We start from the raw sequence: 19,011 nt of genomic DNA, 5'->3' as shown, positions 1-19,011 counted from the left end.
AGTTGTAATTACTCAACAATCGCTAGAATGTCGCTTTCGCTTAGGATTAGTACTTCTTCACCATCCAGCTTTTCTGTTTTAACGCCGTAACCGTCGTTGAAAATAACGGTGTCGCCAACTTTAACGTCTAGCGCTTTTACTTCACCGTTCTCAAGAATACGACCGTTACCTACTGCGATAACTTCACCGCGTGTAGATTTTTCTGCTGCAGAACCAGTCAGTACGATACCGCCTGCAGATTTGCTTTCTTGCTCTGCGCGCTTAAGGATTACGCGGTCGTGTAAAGGACGAATTGCCATTTTCAAGTCTCCTGAAAATTCCACTATTCAAGTTTATGTGATTACCAACATTCAGACGTCTGAATGTTGTGTGCCTGGGTTGCTCATTACTGAGCAGTTAAAATCGTTTCTGCACGGATAGATGGGGTAGTACCCAGATAACTTCAAGGGTTTTTAAGCAAAAAAATGTAAAAAATTTGGTTTTTTCGCTAAATACTTCTTTTTATTGGGCAAGTAAACGCCGTTTATTGTGGTAAACGGCGTTCATAACCTGAGGGAGGGCGTGTCGAAACTAGTTACTTCAAACGCTTATCTGGGTCGTTGGTGGTGTGGTCGGTGTACTCACCTTCAATAACATCGTCACCACTTTGACTTGATCTGGGCCTTTCGCCAAATGGACTTTGTCCGAAAGGTGATTGGCCTTCTCCGAAGCCCGGTCCCATTCCTGGACCCATACCAGGTGTAACAACGCGCATTTTCATATGCTTACTGACCTGTGCGGCAAAGAAATGGCGAGAGCCCGGCATTGCCAATAGGAAACCGAAGATATCGGTAATAAAACCAGGTGTCACAAGTAAAATACCGGCTACCACCAGCATTAAACCTTCAACTAGCTCTTTTCCTGGCACTTCATTTCGTTGCATTTTTTCTTGTGCTGTTTGCAGTGTATTTACGCCTTCGCGTTTTACAAAGTAAGCACCAATAAAGGCAGAAAGAATCACCAAGCCAACGGTGTTCCAGCCACCGATCACGCTGCCTACATTAATTAGCAACGCAATTTCTAAAATAGGTAATAGGGCAAATAGTATAAATAAAACCCGCAAAATGCTTCCTCTTTCATGTATTCATAACCTGTTATAGGGTCTTTGTACGTAATAACAAGAAAAGGTGCCCACCCTTTCGCTTAAATAGCCACTTAAAGCGACCGATAACGAGCGTGATACACTTTCTCTGTGAAAGAATAGTGTTTGGTTCAAGGTCTCTTCTGTATCGGTTTTTTACAAAAGCCTTTAGCGTAGGATAATAGGCCTTTAGCGTAGGATAATAAGCCTTTAGCGCTGGATAATAGGCCGTTAGCGCGAGTAAGAAATCTTTAGTGCAAAGTAAGTAAGTAGGAAAAGTTTATGACTATAAAGCTTGTATTGTGTACTACGCCCAATGAAAAAACGGCGCGGTTAATTGCCAGCACGCTTGTTAAAGATAAGCTTGCCGCCTGCGTTAACATTATCAAAGGTATTGAGTCTGTCTATGAATGGCAGGGTAAAATAGAAACCGACACAGAATGCCAGCTGCTCATTAAAACGAATACACAATACGTATTACAGGCTTTTGATAGAGTAAGTGAACTGCATCCGTACGATGTACCTGAATGGCTAGAGCTTAATGCTGAGGCTAGCAGTGCTTACGGCCAGTGGTTACAAACAACACTACAGCGCTAACTAAACACGCATTTGTAACAAGAATAACTACAACGTAAAAATAGATAAAAATGAACCGTAACTTTATGACTTTACCTTCTTTCCTATCAGGCACTGCATCAGCTTCGCTGTTCCATCGCTTTACTGTATACGTTTTTTCAGTGTTTTGTTTAATGTCGTTGTTAAGTGCGTTTGCTTTCGCTCAGGTCCCCAATGCCTTTGACGACCCCTTTGCAGATGAACCTCAATTTTTAGATGTAGACCAAGCGTTTGCGTTCGATTTCAATCAGAAAGACGATATGCTCACCTTAAACTTCGACATTGCCGACGGCTATTATCTGTACCTAAAACAATTCAAATTTGTGGCCAAAGAAGCCGAAGTAGGCGAGCCCGAGTACCCTAGCGGTATAATGATTGAAGATGAGTTTTTTGGCGAGTCTGAAGTATTCTATAACGGCGTATCTATTACCCTGCCTATCGAATCGGCGGGCAGTGACGGTGTAGTTAAAATTCGCTATCAAGGCTGCGCTGACGCAGGGCTTTGCTACCCACCTACGGTGAAAGTCGTGTACTTAAACGAAGTAGGAGGCATTGCAGCAACCAATACAGATACGGAGTCGGCATCAAACAACCCATCGACCTCTTCGCAAAGCGAGCAGTTTGATCTTGCCCAACAGCTTATCGATAAAGATAACCTTGCCCTTACCCTTGCTCTATTTTTCGCATTAGGCGTAGGCTTGGCTTTTACACCTTGTGTATTTCCCATGTACCCCATTGTGTCGGGCATTGTCATTGGTCGAGGCAAGCCTAAAACCGCATCGCACTCTTTCTGGCTAACCTTTATTTATGTTCAAGGTATGGCGATTACCTACTCACTGCTTGGCTTGGTGGTCGCGGTAGCCGGTGCGCAGTTCCAAGCGGCACTGCAACATCCTGTAGTACTCGGCGTATTCATTGTGCTATTTGTGGCGCTGGCCATTGCCCTGTTTGGCGGTTTTGAAATTCAGCTGCCAGCAAAGTATCAAGAGAAGCTCACTCATATGAGTAACAACCAAACACCCGGTAGTTTCGCTGGTGTGTTTGTTATGGGTGTGCTGTCGGGCCTTATCGCTTCGCCCTGCACTACTGCGCCGTTAACCGGCATACTGCTGTTTATAGCTCAAACGGGCGACATGTCCCTAGGTTTTATTTCCCTTTATTTGCTAAGCATAGGAATGGGCGTACCGCTTATTCTGTTCGGGATGACAGGCGGAAAGCTACTGCCTAAAGCGGGTAACTGGATGAATGTGGTTAAAGTTACCTTTGGTTTTATGATGCTTGCGGTTGCCATTGTATTCATAGAACGTTTATACAATAGCCCTTCCACTGGGTTCCTGTGGGGCTTGCTAGGCTTTGGTTTATTTGGCTATTACTGGGTACTTAACCGCGCAAGTAAAAATTCGCTGATGAAGCTTGTACGTGCTGTATTAGTTGCAATGGGCATTATGGGAAGTGCTGGCCTTACCTATCAAGCAGGGCTTAACACTGGGCTTTGGGGAGAACATGCTGATAGTAACCACGCAGGGCATCCAGACTTTGTTGTTGCCCGCGATTTAACAGATCTACGCAGTAAGATCGCTGCAGCTAACGCACAAGGTAAAACCGTTATGGTCGACTTGTATGCCGACTGGTGCGTAGCGTGTAAGGAGTTTGAAAAGTACACGTTCCCAGACGAGAACGTTGTATCTGCACTTCGCAATACGGTATGGATGCAAATGGATCTTACCGACAACACGCCAGAACGCCAGGAGGTTTTTAACACCTTCACCGTGCTTGGTTTGCCCACAATCTTGTTCTTTGACGTAAAAGGCGATGAGCTAACTAAAGCCCGTGTGACTGGATTTATGAAAGCAGAGGCCTTTGCCGGTCACGTTAACGAGTGGCTAAACAGTGGGACCAACACTAGTGATGATCAAAACGGTTTAACCGACTAAGGTGTTTACATCTGAAGCCTTTTATCTTGAAACATGGCGGGCAGCACCAAGTGCTGCCTCCTTTAATTTGTTCCACTACAGGTTTAAAGTAAAAGGGATTAGGTGGTTACTGGGCTTATTGCTTTTTTCACTCTTTTCTTCATTTACTGTTTCGGCAAAAAACACAGGCTGCTTTGATAACAAACGCTTTTGTTTTGAGATTACGCCTTCGTCTTCTTCTCTCTATTTAGTCTCAGTACAAAGAAAAGTGAAATTGCCCGTAGCGCTAACCTTGTATTCCAATGTTTTGCATGACATTCCTACTGGCAAAAATGAGCCCAAACCAAAAGCCCATGTTAATGCCTTTTTAGACAGTAATAACAAAGTACTGCTTGGCGTAGTAAAAAATACCGATGCATTTTGGCAGTCAATGCGCGTTAAATGGACGGTAGGGCGTGTAGACGCTTTACATGACAACGACTACACCTACATGTCACCGCTACAGCCAGCTAGCGAGTACCGTATTGTTCAAGGTTTTAACGGCAAATTTAGTCATTCAGGTGCGTCACGGTATGCGCTTGATTTCGCTGCTCCCGTAGGAACCCCTATTCTAGCCGCGCGAGAAGGCATAGTGGTAGACACCAAGGATGACGGCAATAAAGGCGGCCCAACGCCTAAGTTTGCTAAGTACGCCAACTATGTTGTCATTTTGCATAGCGACGGCACCACTGGTGAGTATTATCACTTAAAACACAAGGGTGTTGCGGTAACCCGTGGTCAAAATGTACAACAAGGGCAACTTATCGGTTATACCGGCGACACAGGCTTTTCGTCTTTACCCCATCTGCACTTCGGTATCTACGTAGCTAAGTTCCATGGTAAGTACATAAGTGTGCCTTTTTCTCTCGCTAACACTCCCACTAAGGCCTCGTACTAACATCGTTCAATCTCTTCTCTTTGAAAGGCAGCATGCGGGGTGCCGCGACAGTATTCAAAGCAAACTTTGCTGTAGACTTTGCACCGAAAACACCTGATTAGACCAGTATTTTGCTGCGAAATCTTTATCTATCACTATAATCAGCAGTTAACACAATAAACGAGCAAATAAATTGGCTTTTTTTCGTGCAACTGTCACAAAAGTTTGTTGAAATGGCAATAACAGTGACATTTTCCCGAAGATAGCAGCAAATTAGATGAACATTTTGTTATTAAACGGCCCTAACCTAAACATGTTAGGCCAAAGAGAACCCGACAAATACGGCACGCAAACCTTGCAAGACATCGTAGATGATTTGCAGGCGCAAGCTTCGTCGAGCGACGTGACCTTAACGCATTTTCAGTCAAACGCAGAGTTTGAACTGATTGAGCGCGTGCACGCTGCTATGGGTACTGTTGACGCAATTATCATTAACCCTGCTGCCTTCACGCACACCAGCGTTGCTCTTCGCGATGCATTGCTAAGTGTCAATATCCCGTTTATTGAAGTGCATTTGTCGAACGTTCACGCCCGTGAGCCGTTTCGTCATCATTCTTATTTTTCTGATGTTGCAGCCGGCGTCATTGTTGGCCTTGGTGCCATGGGCTATTCGCTCGCGTTAACTGCAGCAATCAATTTACCGAAATCGCAAAAATAAAGCAGAGACAGAACATGGATATTAGAAAGATTAAAAAACTCATCGAGCTAGTTGAAGAATCTGGCATTGCCGAGCTAGAAATCACTGAAGGTGAAGAATCAGTACGCATCCACCGTGGTCCAACAGGTGTTCAAGCGCCAATGAACTATAGCTTCGCAGCACCTGCAGCGCCACAAATGGCCCCTGCGCCAGCAGCGGCAGCCACAGCGGCTTCTGAAGCACCAGCGGCACCTGCACAACCAGAAGGTCACGCAGTTAAGTCTCCAATGGTTGGTACTTTTTACCGTGCATCTTCACCAACAGCAAAACCATTTGCAGAAGTTGGTCAGCAAGTGAAGGTGGGTGACACGCTTTGTATTATTGAAGCAATGAAGATGATGAACCAAATTGAAGCAGATAAAGCAGGCGTGGTTAAGGCTATCTTGGTAGAAAACCAAGACCCTGTAGAATTCGACCAGCCAATGTTCATTATTGAATAAGCGAGTACTTCACTATGTTAGATAAAGTACTAATAGCTAACCGTGGCGAAATTGCCCTACGTATTTTGAGAGCCTGTAAAGAGCTAGGCATCAAAACCGTAGCTGTGCATTCTACTGCGGATAAAAACTTAAAGCATGTATTGTTGGCTGACGAATCAATTTGTATTGGCAAAGCCTCTGCAACTGAAAGCTACCTTAATATTCCTCGCATTATTGCGGCAGCAGAGGTAACAAACTCTATTGCTATTCACCCGGGTTACGGTTTTCTTGCAGAAAACGCTGACTTTGCGGAAGCAGTTGAGAAAAGCGGCTTTATTTTCATCGGCCCTAAAGCAGAAACTATCAACCTTATGGGCGACAAAGTTTCTGCCATTAACGCCATGAAAAAAGCTGGTGTTCCTTGTGTACCAGGTTCAGACGGACCGCTAACTGACGACGCCGAGCGCAACAAAGCTATTGCAAAGCGCATTGGTTACCCAATCATTGTTAAAGCCGCTGGCGGCGGTGGTGGTCGTGGTATGCGCGTAGTTCGCAGTGAAGGTGAGTTGGTAAAGGCCATTGAAACTACGCAAGCGGAAGCAGGCGCGGCCTTTGGTAACGCAACGGTTTACATGGAAAAGTTCCTTGAAAACCCTCGCCACGTAGAAATTCAGGTATTGGCCGATGGTCAAGGCAATGCTATTCACTTGGGTGAACGTGACTGCTCAATGCAGCGCCGCCACCAAAAAGTAGTTGAAGAAGCACCAGCACCTGGTATTTCTGAGCAAATGCGTGCAAAAATTGGCGATCGCTGCCGTAGAGCCTGTGTTGAAATTGGCTATCGCGGCGCAGGTACCTTCGAGTTCCTATATGAAAACGGTGAATTTTATTTCATTGAAATGAATACCCGTATTCAGGTAGAACACCCAGTATCTGAAATGATCACAGGCGTTGACCTTATAAAAGAGCAACTTCGTATTGCAGCCGGGCAGCCATTGTCTATTGACCAATCGCAAATTCAAATTCGCGGTCACGCCATTGAATGTCGAATTAACGCAGAAGATCCAAACACCTTTATTCCTAGCCCTGGTCCTATCAACATGTTCCATGCGCCTGGTGGTTTGGGTATTCGCTGGGAGTCGCATATTTACGCTGGCTACCACGTGCCACCATACTACGACTCAATGATTGGTAAGCTTATTACTTATGGTGAAAGTCGCGACGAAGCCATTGCTCGTATGCGCCATGCGCTTGAAGAGATTGTGGTAGATGGCATTAAAACGAATATCCCTCTTCAGCGCGCCATTATGGCCGATGAAAACTTCTTCGCAGGTGGAACCAATATCCACTATTTAGAGAAGAAGCTAGGTTTAGCCTAATCCCCCCTTTGGGCTACACGCAGTTCTTTTGTGTAGCCCAATTTTCTTTCTTTGCTATTCGCTATTCGCTATTCGCTATTCGCTATTCGCTATTCGCTATTCAGTGCATTCTAATTTTCCGATTACCACAATCAATTTTTAACGATTTTATTATTCAAAAACCAGTTCTATACTACATACAAGTTTTAAGACATCTCCCTGAGTTTTAGACCTTTTGTGTGTTTTACCCTCATTGGAGTCCCACTCCACTTATCGCCGGCATCCCTGCCGGCTTTTTTTTACACTTTTTTGTTGAATCGATTTTCTTATGCGCTAATTGATTAGATTTAATGTATAAACTAGGTAGTTGCTTTGTTTAAGGTTCGATAAGTGCGAAATCCGGTTTTGCTTATTTTACCACTCATCACTATCTCGGGAACCAATGCGTTTGGAGATCAAATAGCGCCCGCTTTCTCACAGAAACTAGATGTGCAAGTTCGTTACGATAATCGTTCCAACCGCCCTAGCCGCGAACAATATCGACTGCGCTACTACCCCTCTATTGCCGTCACTTCAGCGTGGTCAATAAACAGCTTTGTAGTGACTGGCGATGACTTTTCATCAAGCCACAATACATTTGGCGGCGACAACGCTGACTATCTCTATGCAAGGCGACTGTACTTAAGGCATGAAACCGATTCAGGGAAAACTGAGTTAGGCATTATTCCAACTTACAAAGGGCGTGTTTCTTCCACCGGCTTGTCGAAAGATGGTTGGATAACGGGGGTACGTCACGTGAGGCAATTGCAAAACGATACTGCCATTGAAATAGTCGTTGGCCAACTAGGTAATGCTAAAGCTTCCGAGGCTTTCAATATTGGTGGAGAAGATGAGTACTTCGAGATTGAGTACTCGGCAAAGATGGGGCAGCGCCATAGCTACGAGGCAAGTTTTGAAAAAATGCTCGACGGCACATTTGCCCGTGCAGAGTATCGGTTTAGGATAAATGAAGAAGATACGGCATTTGTTGAACTGGTGCAGCGTACCGATGAAAGCGCAGCGAAAATCGTGGTGGGAACAAGTGGTGAGTTTGCTGCAAGCGCGTTCAACACGCCATATCCTATCGAATATTTCGCATACTATTCATATATAGATCGTAACTTTGGTGAACGCGCTGAACTTATTGAAGATTTTCTGGGGACAGGTCACGGCGGCTCACTAGAGTTTAGTGGCGTATTATCTGACAAGCATGATGTTGAATGGTTTATTAGGGCTGATGTTGTAGATAGCGTTAGTCGGTTGCTCGCTGGTGTAAAACTCTCTTTCGAACGCTAATCAAGGTCAAAAGATGGCTCGCCCCCCAAAAAAAAGGCCCATCAAACGATGGGCCAAACAGCAAGAACGCGTACACACTTTAACAGTGCATAGTAGGTTACGGGAGCGATTACCAGAGAGTTCAGTTATCGTAGATTACGTATTTTTAACCTGAAATACTTTCATCACATTATGAGTTTTATTACACTTTGCTGCGTCTTGTCAGTGAAATTATGTAATACCGCTTCTAAGACTAAATGTGTTGCTCGTTAAGAAAGGTGTTCTTGTGCCAAGCCGCTATGCTCAGTTCAAAGAAAAACTTCCCATTTCTCGACTTTCTGACGAAGTGCTTCTAGCATTTCGTGTCCTTTTCGATACTCCCCTTGATGTTGTAGATTTAGCGCAAGATATAGCAGATTTGGCGCTATACCCAGAACGCCTAAAAGATAGTTATAGAAAAGAATGGGAAGCTTATGTTCTTAAAGCGTTAGCACTTGAGATAAGGCAACACGAAAATTTATCAAATTCGGAATTTATCGATTTGATGATGCTCAAGGTTGAGGACTTACAGAAAAATGACGACTCCTATAAAGAGTTCTTACATCAGGTTCAACACGCAAAGAGCATTCTGCAATCAGGAAACACGGTTGTCTTCCCAACGCCCTTACGTCAGCAGTTAACCGCGTTTCTTTTACCCATCACGACTATCTCACCGCCGAAGAAATAGTTCGAAACACCTCTATTTTTAGGGCTCTAAATTCCTAAAAAGAACTACAGAAGCCGCTACTTATTGGCGCTTTTATATTTGTACTGCGAGGGGCAGTAACCTCTATCAACACCTTCAGGACGCAAGCTCGCGTGTTTGGTTTTTCTGCCCGACACACGCTCTCGCCAGTTTTTGAACGTTTTCTGTTTAAGGTTCTTCCGCATAAGCTTTATTACGTTCTTTTCTGGTAGCCCGTATAAACGCTCAATTGCTTCAAACGGCGTACGGTCTTCCCACGCCATTTCAATAATTCGAGATTCTTGTTCTTCAGTTAATGCCATGTTCTACATCTCAATATGCACGTAATAACTCTACTCAATACTGAACTTAGGCGTATTTTGTTCAGTGCCCAGGCACTAAAAGTTACAATAACAATATTATTAATTGGTAGCTAAACCCGTTAATTCATCATCTTTCTCAAACGCTAGCTTCAATAGTTCTGCAGCAGCCTTGGCATCACTTAGCGCTCGGTGATGTTGCTCCATCTCAATGTGAAAATGCTTTGTTAGGTTTGCTAATGAATAAGACGGGAGCCCCGGATAAGTGCGCCGCATTTCTCGAACAGTGCACATTTTAGGGCGTCTGAAGTTTTGCTCTAAACGAGCAAACTCTTGCTTAATGAACCCATAATCAAAATTCACATTGTGCGCTACAAACACCGCGTCGTCGGTGAAGCTTGCCACCTGCTCTGCTATTTCTGCGAAAAGCGGTGCGTCCGCAACCATGTCATCCGAAATACCGGTAAGGCGGGTAATATTGCTAGGAATTCTACGCTGCGGATTTAATAAGGTTTGAAACCTGTCTACCTCTTTACCGCCAATAAGTTTAACCATACCTATTTCTGTTATGCGGTTATAACTGTTGTTTCCGCCTGTGGTCTCAATATCTACCACCACATAGGGTTGGGCTGGGTCCCGCACCCATTTCACTGTTGTCACCGCAACGTCAAACCCGGCTTGCTGCAGACGTTGAATAGAAACCAGCTGGTTGCGGCGAAGCTGATCGCCTGGCGCTTTAATCTCTTCAAAGCGAAGCGTACCGTCGAACACCATAATGTCAGGAAAACCATCTCTAAGGCTTTCAAAGTCTTTGCACATCATGCGAAGTAAAGCGTAGATACTATCTAGTGAACCGTGCTCAATTAGGGCTTCTAAAGGCGTAAGCAAATGGCTTGACCACATAAACAGGCTGTTCACTTTGCCGTAGTGCATTGTGGCCATTTTATGTATGTGAAAGCGCAGTTTCTCTTTGCTATCAAGGGCAAGCAGCAATGCTTCAATACTTTGTTCAAACTTTGCGTAAAAGTTATTCTGTTTAAGCGATAACGGCCTTCGATCAAACTCCGTAACCAGCGTATCTTCTTCGTAAAGTTGCTTCCAAAAAGTAAGACCAAACAAACTACGCCACAATCGGTTTTCCGTGCGCCAGCCCTCTATGCCATGCCGCGCATAATGCGCCAAAACGCCGCGCTCTACCTGTTGATTTTGGCTTACATCGATATCCAATGTACGACTGGCACTTCGAAGCATATCGGTAACGGTACTGGTGCGTTTTTTGTTATACTTACGGGCATAAAAATCCTCTGCAAATGCTAGTAACGTATCCGACTGAGGATTATCGATAATGTCTTCAAGTACTTGCTTAACGTCATCTCCATTTCCGTCTTTATAGCGCTCCCTTAACCACTTTTCTTTTGCCTTGTCGCTTTGCGCTAGCTTCAATATCTCTAGCCCTTTGGGCCTGTTAAACGCCAACATTTTAAGTCCTAACGCGTAAAGCAACTGGTCGCGATAAAAACTGGCTGACACACCTTCAGTTGAAGGTAGCTCGCCTTCTGCTATAGCGAACAACATATCGTCGTTATAAAAAGCTAACTGGCTGTAGTGGTTAGCGTAAAACCAAGACGCTTCTGCGTCGCTTTTAGTTTCAAAACGCGCGGTATCGGTTACCGAATCAGAGCGTGTTCTCATTACTCCCAAGTCACGCATAGAAAACTGATTTAATCGGCTTTTGGTATTGCCAAAGTAGATAAACAGCAAGTAGCGAAGCGCATTGTCAAATAAACACACCAAATAGCTATTCAGCGAGAAGCCCTCAGGCCAGCCTTTTACAGTGATGTGCTTATTAAGTAAGGTAACGAGTTTAGGCTTGGTCAGCGAAGCGAGACCTTGAATACTGCCGTATTCAGCAAGAAGTGTAAGCAGAGCGTTTTTAGTTAACACGCCAGCGATATCGTTAAGCGTAGCGTGTGTTATATCTCCAAACCAACCGTGTTTTATAAGCCAGTCTATTTGCGCTTGGGGTTCGGTAATTTCGTGGTAATTAAACTGTGTTCTGTCGATTACCGCGTACTTGCGATTTGCAGCGCGCACAACAATACATTGCTTGTCATCATCTAACGATTTAAAGCGCTCAACAAAGTCTGCAGCCTCATTGCTTAGAAGCATACTATTAGCACCTTCAAAAAATGCTAGAAACTCGTGAAAATGTGTAAGGTAATAACGTGGCGGTAAATCTTTTCGCATGAGGTATCTTTGGCTATGAAAACACCAATAGTGTATATTTATACAGCCAAGTTAATCAAATTAAATCCATATCAATTGCATTTAAAGTCTACTGATCGTTATTGAACCAAGCCTTTTGCTAAACACGTACTCGCTGTTTAGACACCCACTGAAAGAACGTTGAAAGCTGCTCGTCATCTAGTAAACGTTGTAAATTGAAGTAGTGCTTGGCCAATGTCATCTCATCATAAAAGCGGTGTATGCCGCTATGGCACTGTCTGCAAATATAAATACCGTTTTGAAGTTCGGCTTTGCTGAAGTGCTTTTTGAAATAGGTGCGTCGGTGCATTTTTTTCGGGATAAGATGATGATAGGTCAGGCGTGTTTCTCTATTACAACACGGGCAGTTTCCTACTTTATTTGCCACAACATCACCTCTATTCATTCACCTTGCTGCTGTTTATTAGGGCTAATCATCAAGATTTTCATTTAAAAATGGCCACAGCTATTGCGATTACCTCAGCGCGTTCTTCTCATAAGCAACGGAGTTTTTGCTAAAGAAAATCCACTCGCCTTAGCATTACGTAATAAACACTATTCATGATTAATAAGGCAATGAAATATGAGCTTAACCCGTTCCATGGGCTTCTCCTGCCCTTACTGTATGGCGCCTAACGACGTTGAGATAGATGAGATTAACGACGTGGGACAAGTTCAAGTACTCGACTGTCAGGTGTGCTGCCAACCCATAGAACTGAGCACTTATCAGCATGGTGACGACATTCAGATAGAGGCAGAACGAGAAAATGACTAAGCAGTTTGTTCGCAGTGATATTGATGCCCTAGCTCAGCGATACCGCGCAAATTTAATCAATAGTTTGTCAGGCTTTAAGTCGGCTACTTTAGTGGGTACCACAAACGGCAATACTAACAATTTAGCCATTGTAAGCTCTATCGTTCATGTGGGTGCGAATCCACCGCTTATCGGCATGATAATGCGCCCACACACGGTGACGCGAGATACCCTTAGCAATATAAAAAGCCAGGGCTTTTACACGCTAAATCACGTGTCGACTGATTGGGTAGACAAAGCGCACCAAACGTCTGCTCGCTATGCCCCTGATGAAAGTGAATTTGAAGCAGTGGGTTTAACGCCACAGTTTAGTGATTCTTTTGATGCACCGTTTGTTAGAGAAAGTGAAATCAAGATGGGCCTGAAGGTGGCGCAACACTTCACATTGCTTAACGAGACCGAAATGGTTATAGGCGAAATCCAAGAGCTTCATATGCCAGAAAGCATTATCAATGAAGACGGTTACGCTGATATAGAAAAAGCAAACACTGCCTGTATTTCTGGTTTAGATAGCTATCACACCACAACGCGTATTACGCAATTCGCCTATGCAAAACCCGGTGTTGAATTAGCTAAAAAGTGAACTTGCCACTGATAAAACGGTCTTATAACTAGAATAGAGTGTTCTCACTCTGAAGTTTATTTAATCTAGATCAAGTGAAAATACGAGATTTCATTCGATCTTTTTTCAAAAAGAGATAGTATTTAACCATTACACAAAACCTGCCTCTTTGGGCAGGTTTTTGCGTTTAAGGCATTGAATAAAAAAGAATCATTATCGTTTCTATCTCTTAAGGAGAATGTTATGAAATCTGTAAATCGCCGTGACTTTTTAAAACTGTCGGGCTCTACAGTTATCGGTCTTACATTAGGTGGTGTAGCGCTACGTGCACAAGCTCAAGAACAATTGAGCGCTGATGACCCAACTGCGAAAGCATTAAATTACACACCATCATCAACCGTTGAAGGTGCAAAATGTTCAAACTGCATGTATGTGCAGGGAGCCGATGGCGAACAATATCGCCCTTGTAACATTTTCCCTAACAAGCTAGTTAATGCTGATGGCTGGTGTAGTGCTTGGGTTAAAAAACCAGGTTAACAACCATAGTCATTGCAACTTCACTTAGCGCCCGTCTATTGTTAGTCGGGCGTTTTGTTAAGTTATATACAGTTGTGTAAGTATCAGCACCTACGCTAGCCAAGGCCGCCTATCTATCGTGTGTGGTGACCAACAAAATGAAATGATGACTATTTTTCGCTGAACTAAAAACATTGGGCGTATTCAACCAACAATTTCGTTCAGCGAAACACGAGATAGCCACTTATTATCCAAACAGACCTCTAACTGCCGCAGCCAAGTAGAAAGTGCGCGGATATGACTTTTTGAAGACACTTGTGTGCTTAACCATGATTCATTGTCAATTAACCATAGCGGCGAGTTTTTAAGGATTTCAGAAGTTAATGCGATGGGCGGCAACGATAAGGCTAATGCAGCTATCGTTTGATACGGCCTCAGTTCGTGAGCCTTGACTAATTCAGCTTTCATACGACTAAGTTCATCGATGGTAAAGATCTGCAACTTGTGCAGTCGCTTGGTAAGTTGTGGACCAACGCCTTGAAGGCGAATGACCTCAATATCGCTTTTTAAGCCTTTCCACTTCGCTGGCACCAATGGTGTGTCCATAGAGTGAACATTATAATGGACGTCTAGTAACCACCCATCTTGTGCAAGCGGGTAGCGTTGGAGATCAAGTTGAGGTGCGGCTTCACTATTACTTTCATCATCAGTTAGCTGGCCCATTCTTACTCGTATACTATCTACTCCGAAACTAGACTGCTGATCGGCTATGGTATTCATCACCGTCGCCATTTCAGCATGTATAAGCCAAATTAAGCTCTGTACGTCAGTATGAGTGGTCATAAAATTGACTTGAAGTGAATTTCTACTTCGCTGTAGATGTTTGCACTACTTTGTGCGTCTTGCGGTGCGCGATTACTCGCAGGTGTAATGTTAAGCCTTGTTTTTGTCAGTTTTGACGTATCGATAACCCCGGCAAATCGGTTGGCTACTGACAAATTGCTCAGAGCGGTGTTTCTGGTTATTATTGCGTTTCTGCTTGGTGCTGAGTTGCTCTCTTCCCCCTCATCCTGTGAGCCATCGTCCTTCATGCTAAAAGTGAGCTTAGCGTTGATCTTACCATGATCGACAGATAGCTTAGGAATGCCGTTTACCAACACATCAGAGAGTAATTGCCGTTGTTTTTGCGCAATGGTTAGCATGACAGCTATTTTTACTTTCTTTGCTCCTTCTTCGGTTAATTTTTTGCCTGAAAAGTCCTGTTTTTCCTCTAGTGAAATTCCTAGGTCTTTAAAAAATGGGGGGGACTCTTCTTTTTGCTGCGTCGGTGCTTGATACGGTGCGCCCTTGTAGACCGCATGCTCTGTATCGCTATCAAACGGATAACGCTGTTTAAGGTTCTCTTCTAATTGGAAAACAAGTTCATCGTCTTGCATACATATTGCAACATACTCGTCGTCTGAAAGTGACAATAAACTGCTTAGTTCTGATATTTTATCTTGTTGTTCGATTTGCGATGCGAGAACCGCACCAAACGTATCTGAGATGAGCTTTGCCACAAACTCGGCAAAACCCAGCTCATTAAGAGCTGAGTTTGACATGGCGCGTTTCCTTACTGATCTAGCGGTAAATAATCGGTGCGGAAGTTAATTTTCACACCACCAAAATATTTACTCTTGAGCCCGATCTATCTTGATCAACTTTACTCGTTGTCGTTACTGTCACATTCGAATACTTAGTTGATGCCGATGCTTTTACCCACCGAGATAAAATAGAGCCAGTTTTAGCACGAGCTTGTGCAGAAAACGCTTTGCGGTTGTATTTGTTTTGTGTTTCTCGGCTAAAAGACGAGCCATAGGTTGTAAACGTTAAACGCGTTTCTATGTCGCCATTTTCAATGACCAAGCGCAAGATTCCTTGCTTGACCATTTCTTTGAGCATGTCGTATTTATTCACCGATATTCGCCTCGCTACCGCATCTAGAATAGCGTCATACGAGTTTTGACCATCTACAGCAACTTGATTATTGTCGGCTACTCCAGCTTCTGCAGGGGTTTCGAGTGCTTCATTTAACGCATTAGCTTGAGCTTGATCTAATGTGGCGTTTCCTCCGTTATTTTCAACAGCGGTAACCTTCTCTTGATCGTCCACATCAGCGGGTAACGCACGAGCTAAAAAATCTAAAATCATGTCACCACTAATATCGTCTTTGGTGTCATTGATAAAGGAAGTAAGCGATTTGCTAGTTTGTTGGAGAAGCTCAATATAAGCTTCGGTTTGGCGGATGTTGCTAGAGATTAATGCGTCAAACACATCGGTTATGAGTTTAGTCGTAAATTCAGGGAATCCAATTTCGCTTAGTCTCGTGGCCTGAGTAACTGCTTCAGAAGTTCCAGACATAATACACCTCCATAGTGATAATCTAGAATGAAGTGACATTTACCGCAGTCATTATTTATATGTGTTGACCTCTCCACTACACTTCTTCTCGCCAAGCGAATTCAGGCAATGAACAATGTCCGTAATTTGGCTGTCTGAAAAGACGTACCGTTCAAGTCAACAAGCGTCAGCTTTACACATTGAGCAAAATTTGACCACATTTTTTTAACTTATTTTTAAAAATTGTGGGCAGAACATAAAATGACTCTCATTAACTGAAATGTTCAATTAATTTGAGTCACTTTAATCATCAAGGCTTACTCGTTTAAACATCTTTTAATAGGTTTTAAATTACAGGTAATTATCATTACTTAGCGGTTACTTGAACCCCTTCATCAATACCTTTTAAACTTGGGTTGGCAAAACGAGTTGGTAAAAGACCAGGCTTAATGAAGAAGCCATGTTTTGCTTCAAAGACTTTGCCTATTTTCAGCACATTTTCATCCTGCCACTTGCCTCCGATAAAGCTAATTCCCACAGGGAGGTTCCTTACCTGGCCTGCTGGTACTGTAAGGTGCGGATAGCCTGCAACAGCCGCCAAATAGCCGATACCAATGAAACCGGCTGGCGAATGATCGCCATACACACCGTCGATTAAAAACGCAGGGCTATTAGAAGGTGCAACTAACACATCAACGTTATGCCTTGCTAATAATGCATCAATACCATTTTTACCCGCTGTATCTTGAATAAGGCGAAGGGCGCTTTGATACGCTTCACTATCAATAGGCGCCGACGCTAGCGACTTTGCAAAAATATCTTGGTTGAATAACGCCAACTCTCGCTCGGTTTTGTTGTTGAAAGCAATAAGCTCAGATAAGTTTCTTGCAGGGATCTCTGCCGGCGACCCCGACAAATATTCGTTGATACTATGATGGAACTCACTCAGTAAAACATTGTAAGAGTCGGCCCAAAAGGAATCAGGCTGAGAAAAGTCGCTAATATCTACCAGCGTAGCACCCGATGCTTTTAACTGGTTTAGTGCACTTTCGTAGACCTCTAGTACGTGAGGGTTGTCGCCTTGGCGATACCTGACAACACCAATGCGTTTGCCCTTTAAATCTGTAGCAAGCATTTCTGATGAAGGTATGTCGGGGCGGTAAGAAGCGGCTTTTTCAGTAGCACTATCGCTTGCATCTTCGCCAGCCATAACCGCTGTCATTAGCCATACGTCTTGAACGTTTGAGGTCATTGGTCCAGCCGTATCTTGGCTGAAAGAAATGGGCACAATATGCGTTCTTGAAAGTAAACCAACGGTTGGCTTAAAACCCACTACACCGTTAATAGATGCTGGGCAGATTATAGAGCCATTAGTTTCAGTACCTACGGCAAGTGACGCTAATCGAAGCGACATCGCTGCGCCCGAGCCAGACGACGAACCACAAGCACTTCTCGATAATATGTGAGGGTTTCGAGTTAGGCCCCCTACTGCACTCCAACCACTTATCGATGATTCCGAGCGAAAATTTGCCCACTCAGATAAATTCGTTTTACCTAGAATGATCGCACCCGCCGCTTTTAGCTTCGCTACAATAGAGGCGTCTCGTCCGGTGTCGTTATTGATTAGCGCCATAGAACCTGCCGTTGTGGGCATTTCTGCGCTTTCAATATTGTCCTTCAAAAGTATGGGAATACCGGCTAACGGGCCTAATGCGGCACCATTAGCGACTTGTTTATCAATGGCTTTCGCCTCAGCTAAGGCATTGGGGTTTAGCGCTAAAACGCTATTTGTCTTTTTATCTAACTCACTAATACGAGCTAAATAACCGCTGACCAGCTCTGCCGATGTAGTATCGCCTTTAGCAATAGCTTGAGCCTGAAGGTATGCTGGCTCATCTAGCCACTTGTTATTATCATAATTTTCATGGTTTGATTGCGACACGCAGGCGGTGCACAGCAAGACAGCAACTAGTAGATACCACTGTTTCAACATAGAGCTTTCCTTAACGCATAGTTTTTATGCCATTGATCTTATGAGATTGTTCCCATGCCATCATGCCTTATCTACGGCTAGGTAGAAAGTGACAAGCATTACTGTATCGTTAGTTTGATATACGTTGAACTAGAAATGGTTCACTCTTTACACTACAAAGTATGTGTCTACAGTGTGGCAGGCAGTTTGTGAAGCAGATTATCAAGCTGATATTCATCAAGTAGTAATTGATACCGACCATCTTCAATAAAGCGATGAAGGGTAGCATTAAACCTTGCTCTCATTTCAGCGTCCGGTATAGCCGCGCAATACACCGAAATGGGGAACACCTCATGAAACAGTGTTTTTTCTTCAATATAGGCGCTATTTTTGAATTTAAAATGATTGAAAATATTTCTATCTAAAACAATAGCGTCCGCATGGTCGAGCATAAGCATATCGACCTGACGGTCCTGCCTTGCCATTTCCATGTACATTGGCTCTAACGCTATTGCTTGCTGGAACTCTTCACCTAACACCGATTGCGCAGTTTGAAACCCAATGACGCGCTTGCCCTTGAGATCACTGACATCACCGATAACAACGTTACTCCGCGCTTTTGTCACAACAACATTTTGATAAATGATATATGGGTCGGAAAGGACAGAAACATCCACATTATGTGCTGCGTTTTGTGTAAGGCCTATATCCACAGCGTTATCTTTCAAGAGCCGCGCAGTTCGCCCAAACGGAACATAGATGGGCGAAAGCGTATGCCCCATTTCTGACAAAATGGCTCTTATGAGGTTAATTTCAAAACCGCTGTGCTCTTGTGAAATAACATAGGGCGGCTTGTTCCAGCCAACCACCACGTCTAGTTCACGGGCCTTAGTAGGCAAAGCAGTAGTAATTATGAACACAAACAGAATAAGAAAACGCATAGAACTCCGGTTAACTTTAGAATCAAACCGCATTGATAACTATAGGCTCGTTTGTAATTCTCACCAGTGGACAAAAGGATAAGTTTTTTTATTTTCTACTAAGAAA

The 19,011-nt window shown here is 43.7% G+C and carries 21 protein-coding genes; 11 read left to right on the top strand and 10 right to left on the bottom strand.

The window, feature by feature from the left end; genetic code table 11:
* Window positions 1-8: 8 nt before the first annotated feature.
* Together KL866_RS09775 and KL866_RS09770 are read right to left on the bottom strand one after the other, a co-directional pair.
* Window positions 9-299, bottom strand: a complete 291-nt coding sequence (locus tag KL866_RS09775; RefSeq protein ID WP_012520088.1) for a co-chaperone GroES — start codon at window positions 297-299, stop codon at window positions 9-11.
* A 275-nt stretch (window positions 300-574) separates the two neighbouring features.
* Window positions 575-1,102 carry an FxsA family protein gene (locus KL866_RS09770; protein WP_214994831.1) on the bottom strand — a complete coding sequence of 176 codons (528 nt, stop codon included), beginning with the start codon at window positions 1,100-1,102 and terminating at the stop codon, window positions 575-577.
* Between the two features lie 300 nt (window positions 1,103-1,402).
* On the opposite strand from KL866_RS09770, the gene cutA reads away from it, so the two are divergent.
* The 8 genes from cutA (at window position 1,403) to KL866_RS09730 (ending at window position 9,139) form a co-directional block, all read left to right on the top strand.
* Window positions 1,403-1,717 carry a divalent-cation tolerance protein CutA gene (cutA, locus tag KL866_RS09765; protein ID WP_025257326.1) on the top strand — a complete coding sequence of 105 codons (315 nt, stop codon included), beginning with the start codon at window positions 1,403-1,405 and terminating at the stop codon, window positions 1,715-1,717.
* A gap of 50 nt (window positions 1,718-1,767) precedes the next feature.
* A complete protein-coding gene (locus KL866_RS09760; protein ID WP_409173982.1) occupies window positions 1,768-3,669 on the top strand; it encodes a protein-disulfide reductase DsbD in 1,902 nt (633 codons plus the stop codon).
* 247 nt (window positions 3,670-3,916) lie between these two features.
* Window positions 3,917-4,585 carry a M23 family metallopeptidase gene (locus tag KL866_RS09755; protein ID WP_409173981.1) on the top strand — a complete coding sequence of 223 codons (669 nt, stop codon included), beginning with the start codon at window positions 3,917-3,919 and terminating at the stop codon, window positions 4,583-4,585.
* A 256-nt stretch (window positions 4,586-4,841) separates the two neighbouring features.
* Window positions 4,842-5,282 carry a type II 3-dehydroquinate dehydratase gene (aroQ, locus tag KL866_RS09750; protein WP_025257323.1) on the top strand — a complete coding sequence of 147 codons (441 nt, stop codon included), beginning with the start codon at window positions 4,842-4,844 and terminating at the stop codon, window positions 5,280-5,282.
* A 14-nt stretch (window positions 5,283-5,296) separates the two neighbouring features.
* Window positions 5,297-5,761: an acetyl-CoA carboxylase biotin carboxyl carrier protein gene (gene accB / locus KL866_RS09745; RefSeq protein WP_025257322.1), complete on the top strand. Its 465-nt coding sequence runs from the start codon at window positions 5,297-5,299 to the stop codon at window positions 5,759-5,761.
* A gap of 14 nt (window positions 5,762-5,775) precedes the next feature.
* Entirely contained in the window at window positions 5,776-7,119 is a 1,344-nt protein-coding gene (gene accC, locus KL866_RS09740) for an acetyl-CoA carboxylase biotin carboxylase subunit (RefSeq protein WP_025257321.1), read from the top strand.
* Window positions 7,120-7,488: 369 nt separating this feature from the next.
* Window positions 7,489-8,433, top strand: coding sequence for a hypothetical protein (locus KL866_RS09735; protein WP_214994829.1), 945 nt, complete (start codon window positions 7,489-7,491; stop codon window positions 8,431-8,433).
* Between the two features lie 265 nt (window positions 8,434-8,698).
* Window positions 8,699-9,139, top strand: coding sequence for a hypothetical protein (locus KL866_RS09730; protein ID WP_025257319.1), 441 nt, complete (start codon window positions 8,699-8,701; stop codon window positions 9,137-9,139).
* Window positions 9,140-9,195: 56 nt separating this feature from the next.
* Here the strand turns inward: KL866_RS09730 and KL866_RS09725 are convergent, their stop codons facing one another.
* From KL866_RS09725 to KL866_RS09715, 3 genes are all read right to left on the bottom strand, one after another.
* A complete protein-coding gene (locus tag KL866_RS09725; protein ID WP_025257318.1) occupies window positions 9,196-9,459 on the bottom strand; it encodes a TIGR03643 family protein in 264 nt (87 codons plus the stop codon).
* 99 nt (window positions 9,460-9,558) lie between these two features.
* Window positions 9,559-11,703: an exonuclease domain-containing protein gene (locus KL866_RS09720; protein ID WP_214994827.1), complete on the bottom strand. Its 2,145-nt coding sequence runs from the start codon at window positions 11,701-11,703 to the stop codon at window positions 9,559-9,561.
* 118 nt (window positions 11,704-11,821) lie between these two features.
* Window positions 11,822-12,109, bottom strand: a complete 288-nt coding sequence (locus KL866_RS09715; RefSeq protein ID WP_311236139.1) for an HNH endonuclease — start codon at window positions 12,107-12,109, stop codon at window positions 11,822-11,824.
* Between the two features lie 195 nt (window positions 12,110-12,304).
* On the opposite strand from KL866_RS09715, the gene KL866_RS09710 reads away from it, so the two are divergent.
* The 3 genes from KL866_RS09710 to KL866_RS09700 all read left to right on the top strand — a co-directional run bounded on the left by KL866_RS09710 (window position 12,305) and on the right by KL866_RS09700 (window position 13,634).
* Window positions 12,305-12,496, top strand: coding sequence for a CPXCG motif-containing cysteine-rich protein (locus KL866_RS09710; protein ID WP_025257315.1), 192 nt, complete (start codon window positions 12,305-12,307; stop codon window positions 12,494-12,496).
* Complete coding sequence (locus KL866_RS09705) at window positions 12,489-13,118, top strand: flavin reductase family protein (RefSeq protein WP_025257314.1); 630 nt, start codon at window positions 12,489-12,491, stop codon at window positions 13,116-13,118. The genes KL866_RS09710 and KL866_RS09705 overlap by 8 nt, the downstream gene beginning before the upstream one ends.
* A gap of 222 nt (window positions 13,119-13,340) precedes the next feature.
* The gene (locus KL866_RS09700) at window positions 13,341-13,634 is read left to right on the top strand and encodes a high-potential iron-sulfur protein (protein ID WP_025257313.1); all 294 of its coding nucleotides are present in this window, start codon (window positions 13,341-13,343) and stop codon (window positions 13,632-13,634) included.
* Window positions 13,635-13,817: 183 nt separating this feature from the next.
* Here the strand turns inward: KL866_RS09700 and KL866_RS09695 are convergent, their stop codons facing one another.
* From KL866_RS09695 to KL866_RS09675, 5 genes are all read right to left on the bottom strand, one after another.
* Window positions 13,818-14,456: a hypothetical protein gene (locus KL866_RS09695; RefSeq protein ID WP_214994823.1), complete on the bottom strand. Its 639-nt coding sequence runs from the start codon at window positions 14,454-14,456 to the stop codon at window positions 13,818-13,820.
* Window positions 14,453-15,214: a hypothetical protein gene (locus tag KL866_RS09690; RefSeq protein WP_214994821.1), complete on the bottom strand. Its 762-nt coding sequence runs from the start codon at window positions 15,212-15,214 to the stop codon at window positions 14,453-14,455. The genes KL866_RS09695 and KL866_RS09690 overlap by 4 nt, the downstream gene beginning before the upstream one ends.
* Before the next feature lie 52 nt (window positions 15,215-15,266).
* Window positions 15,267-16,013 (bottom strand): hypothetical protein, encoded by a 747-nt coding sequence (locus KL866_RS09685; RefSeq protein ID WP_214994819.1) that lies wholly within the window; start codon window positions 16,011-16,013, stop codon window positions 15,267-15,269.
* 346 nt (window positions 16,014-16,359) lie between these two features.
* Window positions 16,360-17,985, bottom strand: coding sequence for an amidase (locus tag KL866_RS09680; RefSeq protein ID WP_214994817.1), 1,626 nt, complete (start codon window positions 17,983-17,985; stop codon window positions 16,360-16,362).
* A gap of 167 nt (window positions 17,986-18,152) precedes the next feature.
* Window positions 18,153-18,905, bottom strand: coding sequence for an ABC transporter substrate-binding protein (locus KL866_RS09675; RefSeq protein ID WP_025257308.1), 753 nt, complete (start codon window positions 18,903-18,905; stop codon window positions 18,153-18,155).
* Window positions 18,906-19,011 lie beyond the last annotated feature (106 nt).

It is taken from the genome of Alteromonas sp. ALT199 (assembly GCF_018619335.1).
Lineage (GTDB): Bacteria > Pseudomonadota > Gammaproteobacteria > Enterobacterales > Alteromonadaceae > Alteromonas.
The sequence above is the reverse complement of the archived record's forward strand: the minus strand, read 5'-3'. Positions and strand labels throughout refer to the sequence as shown.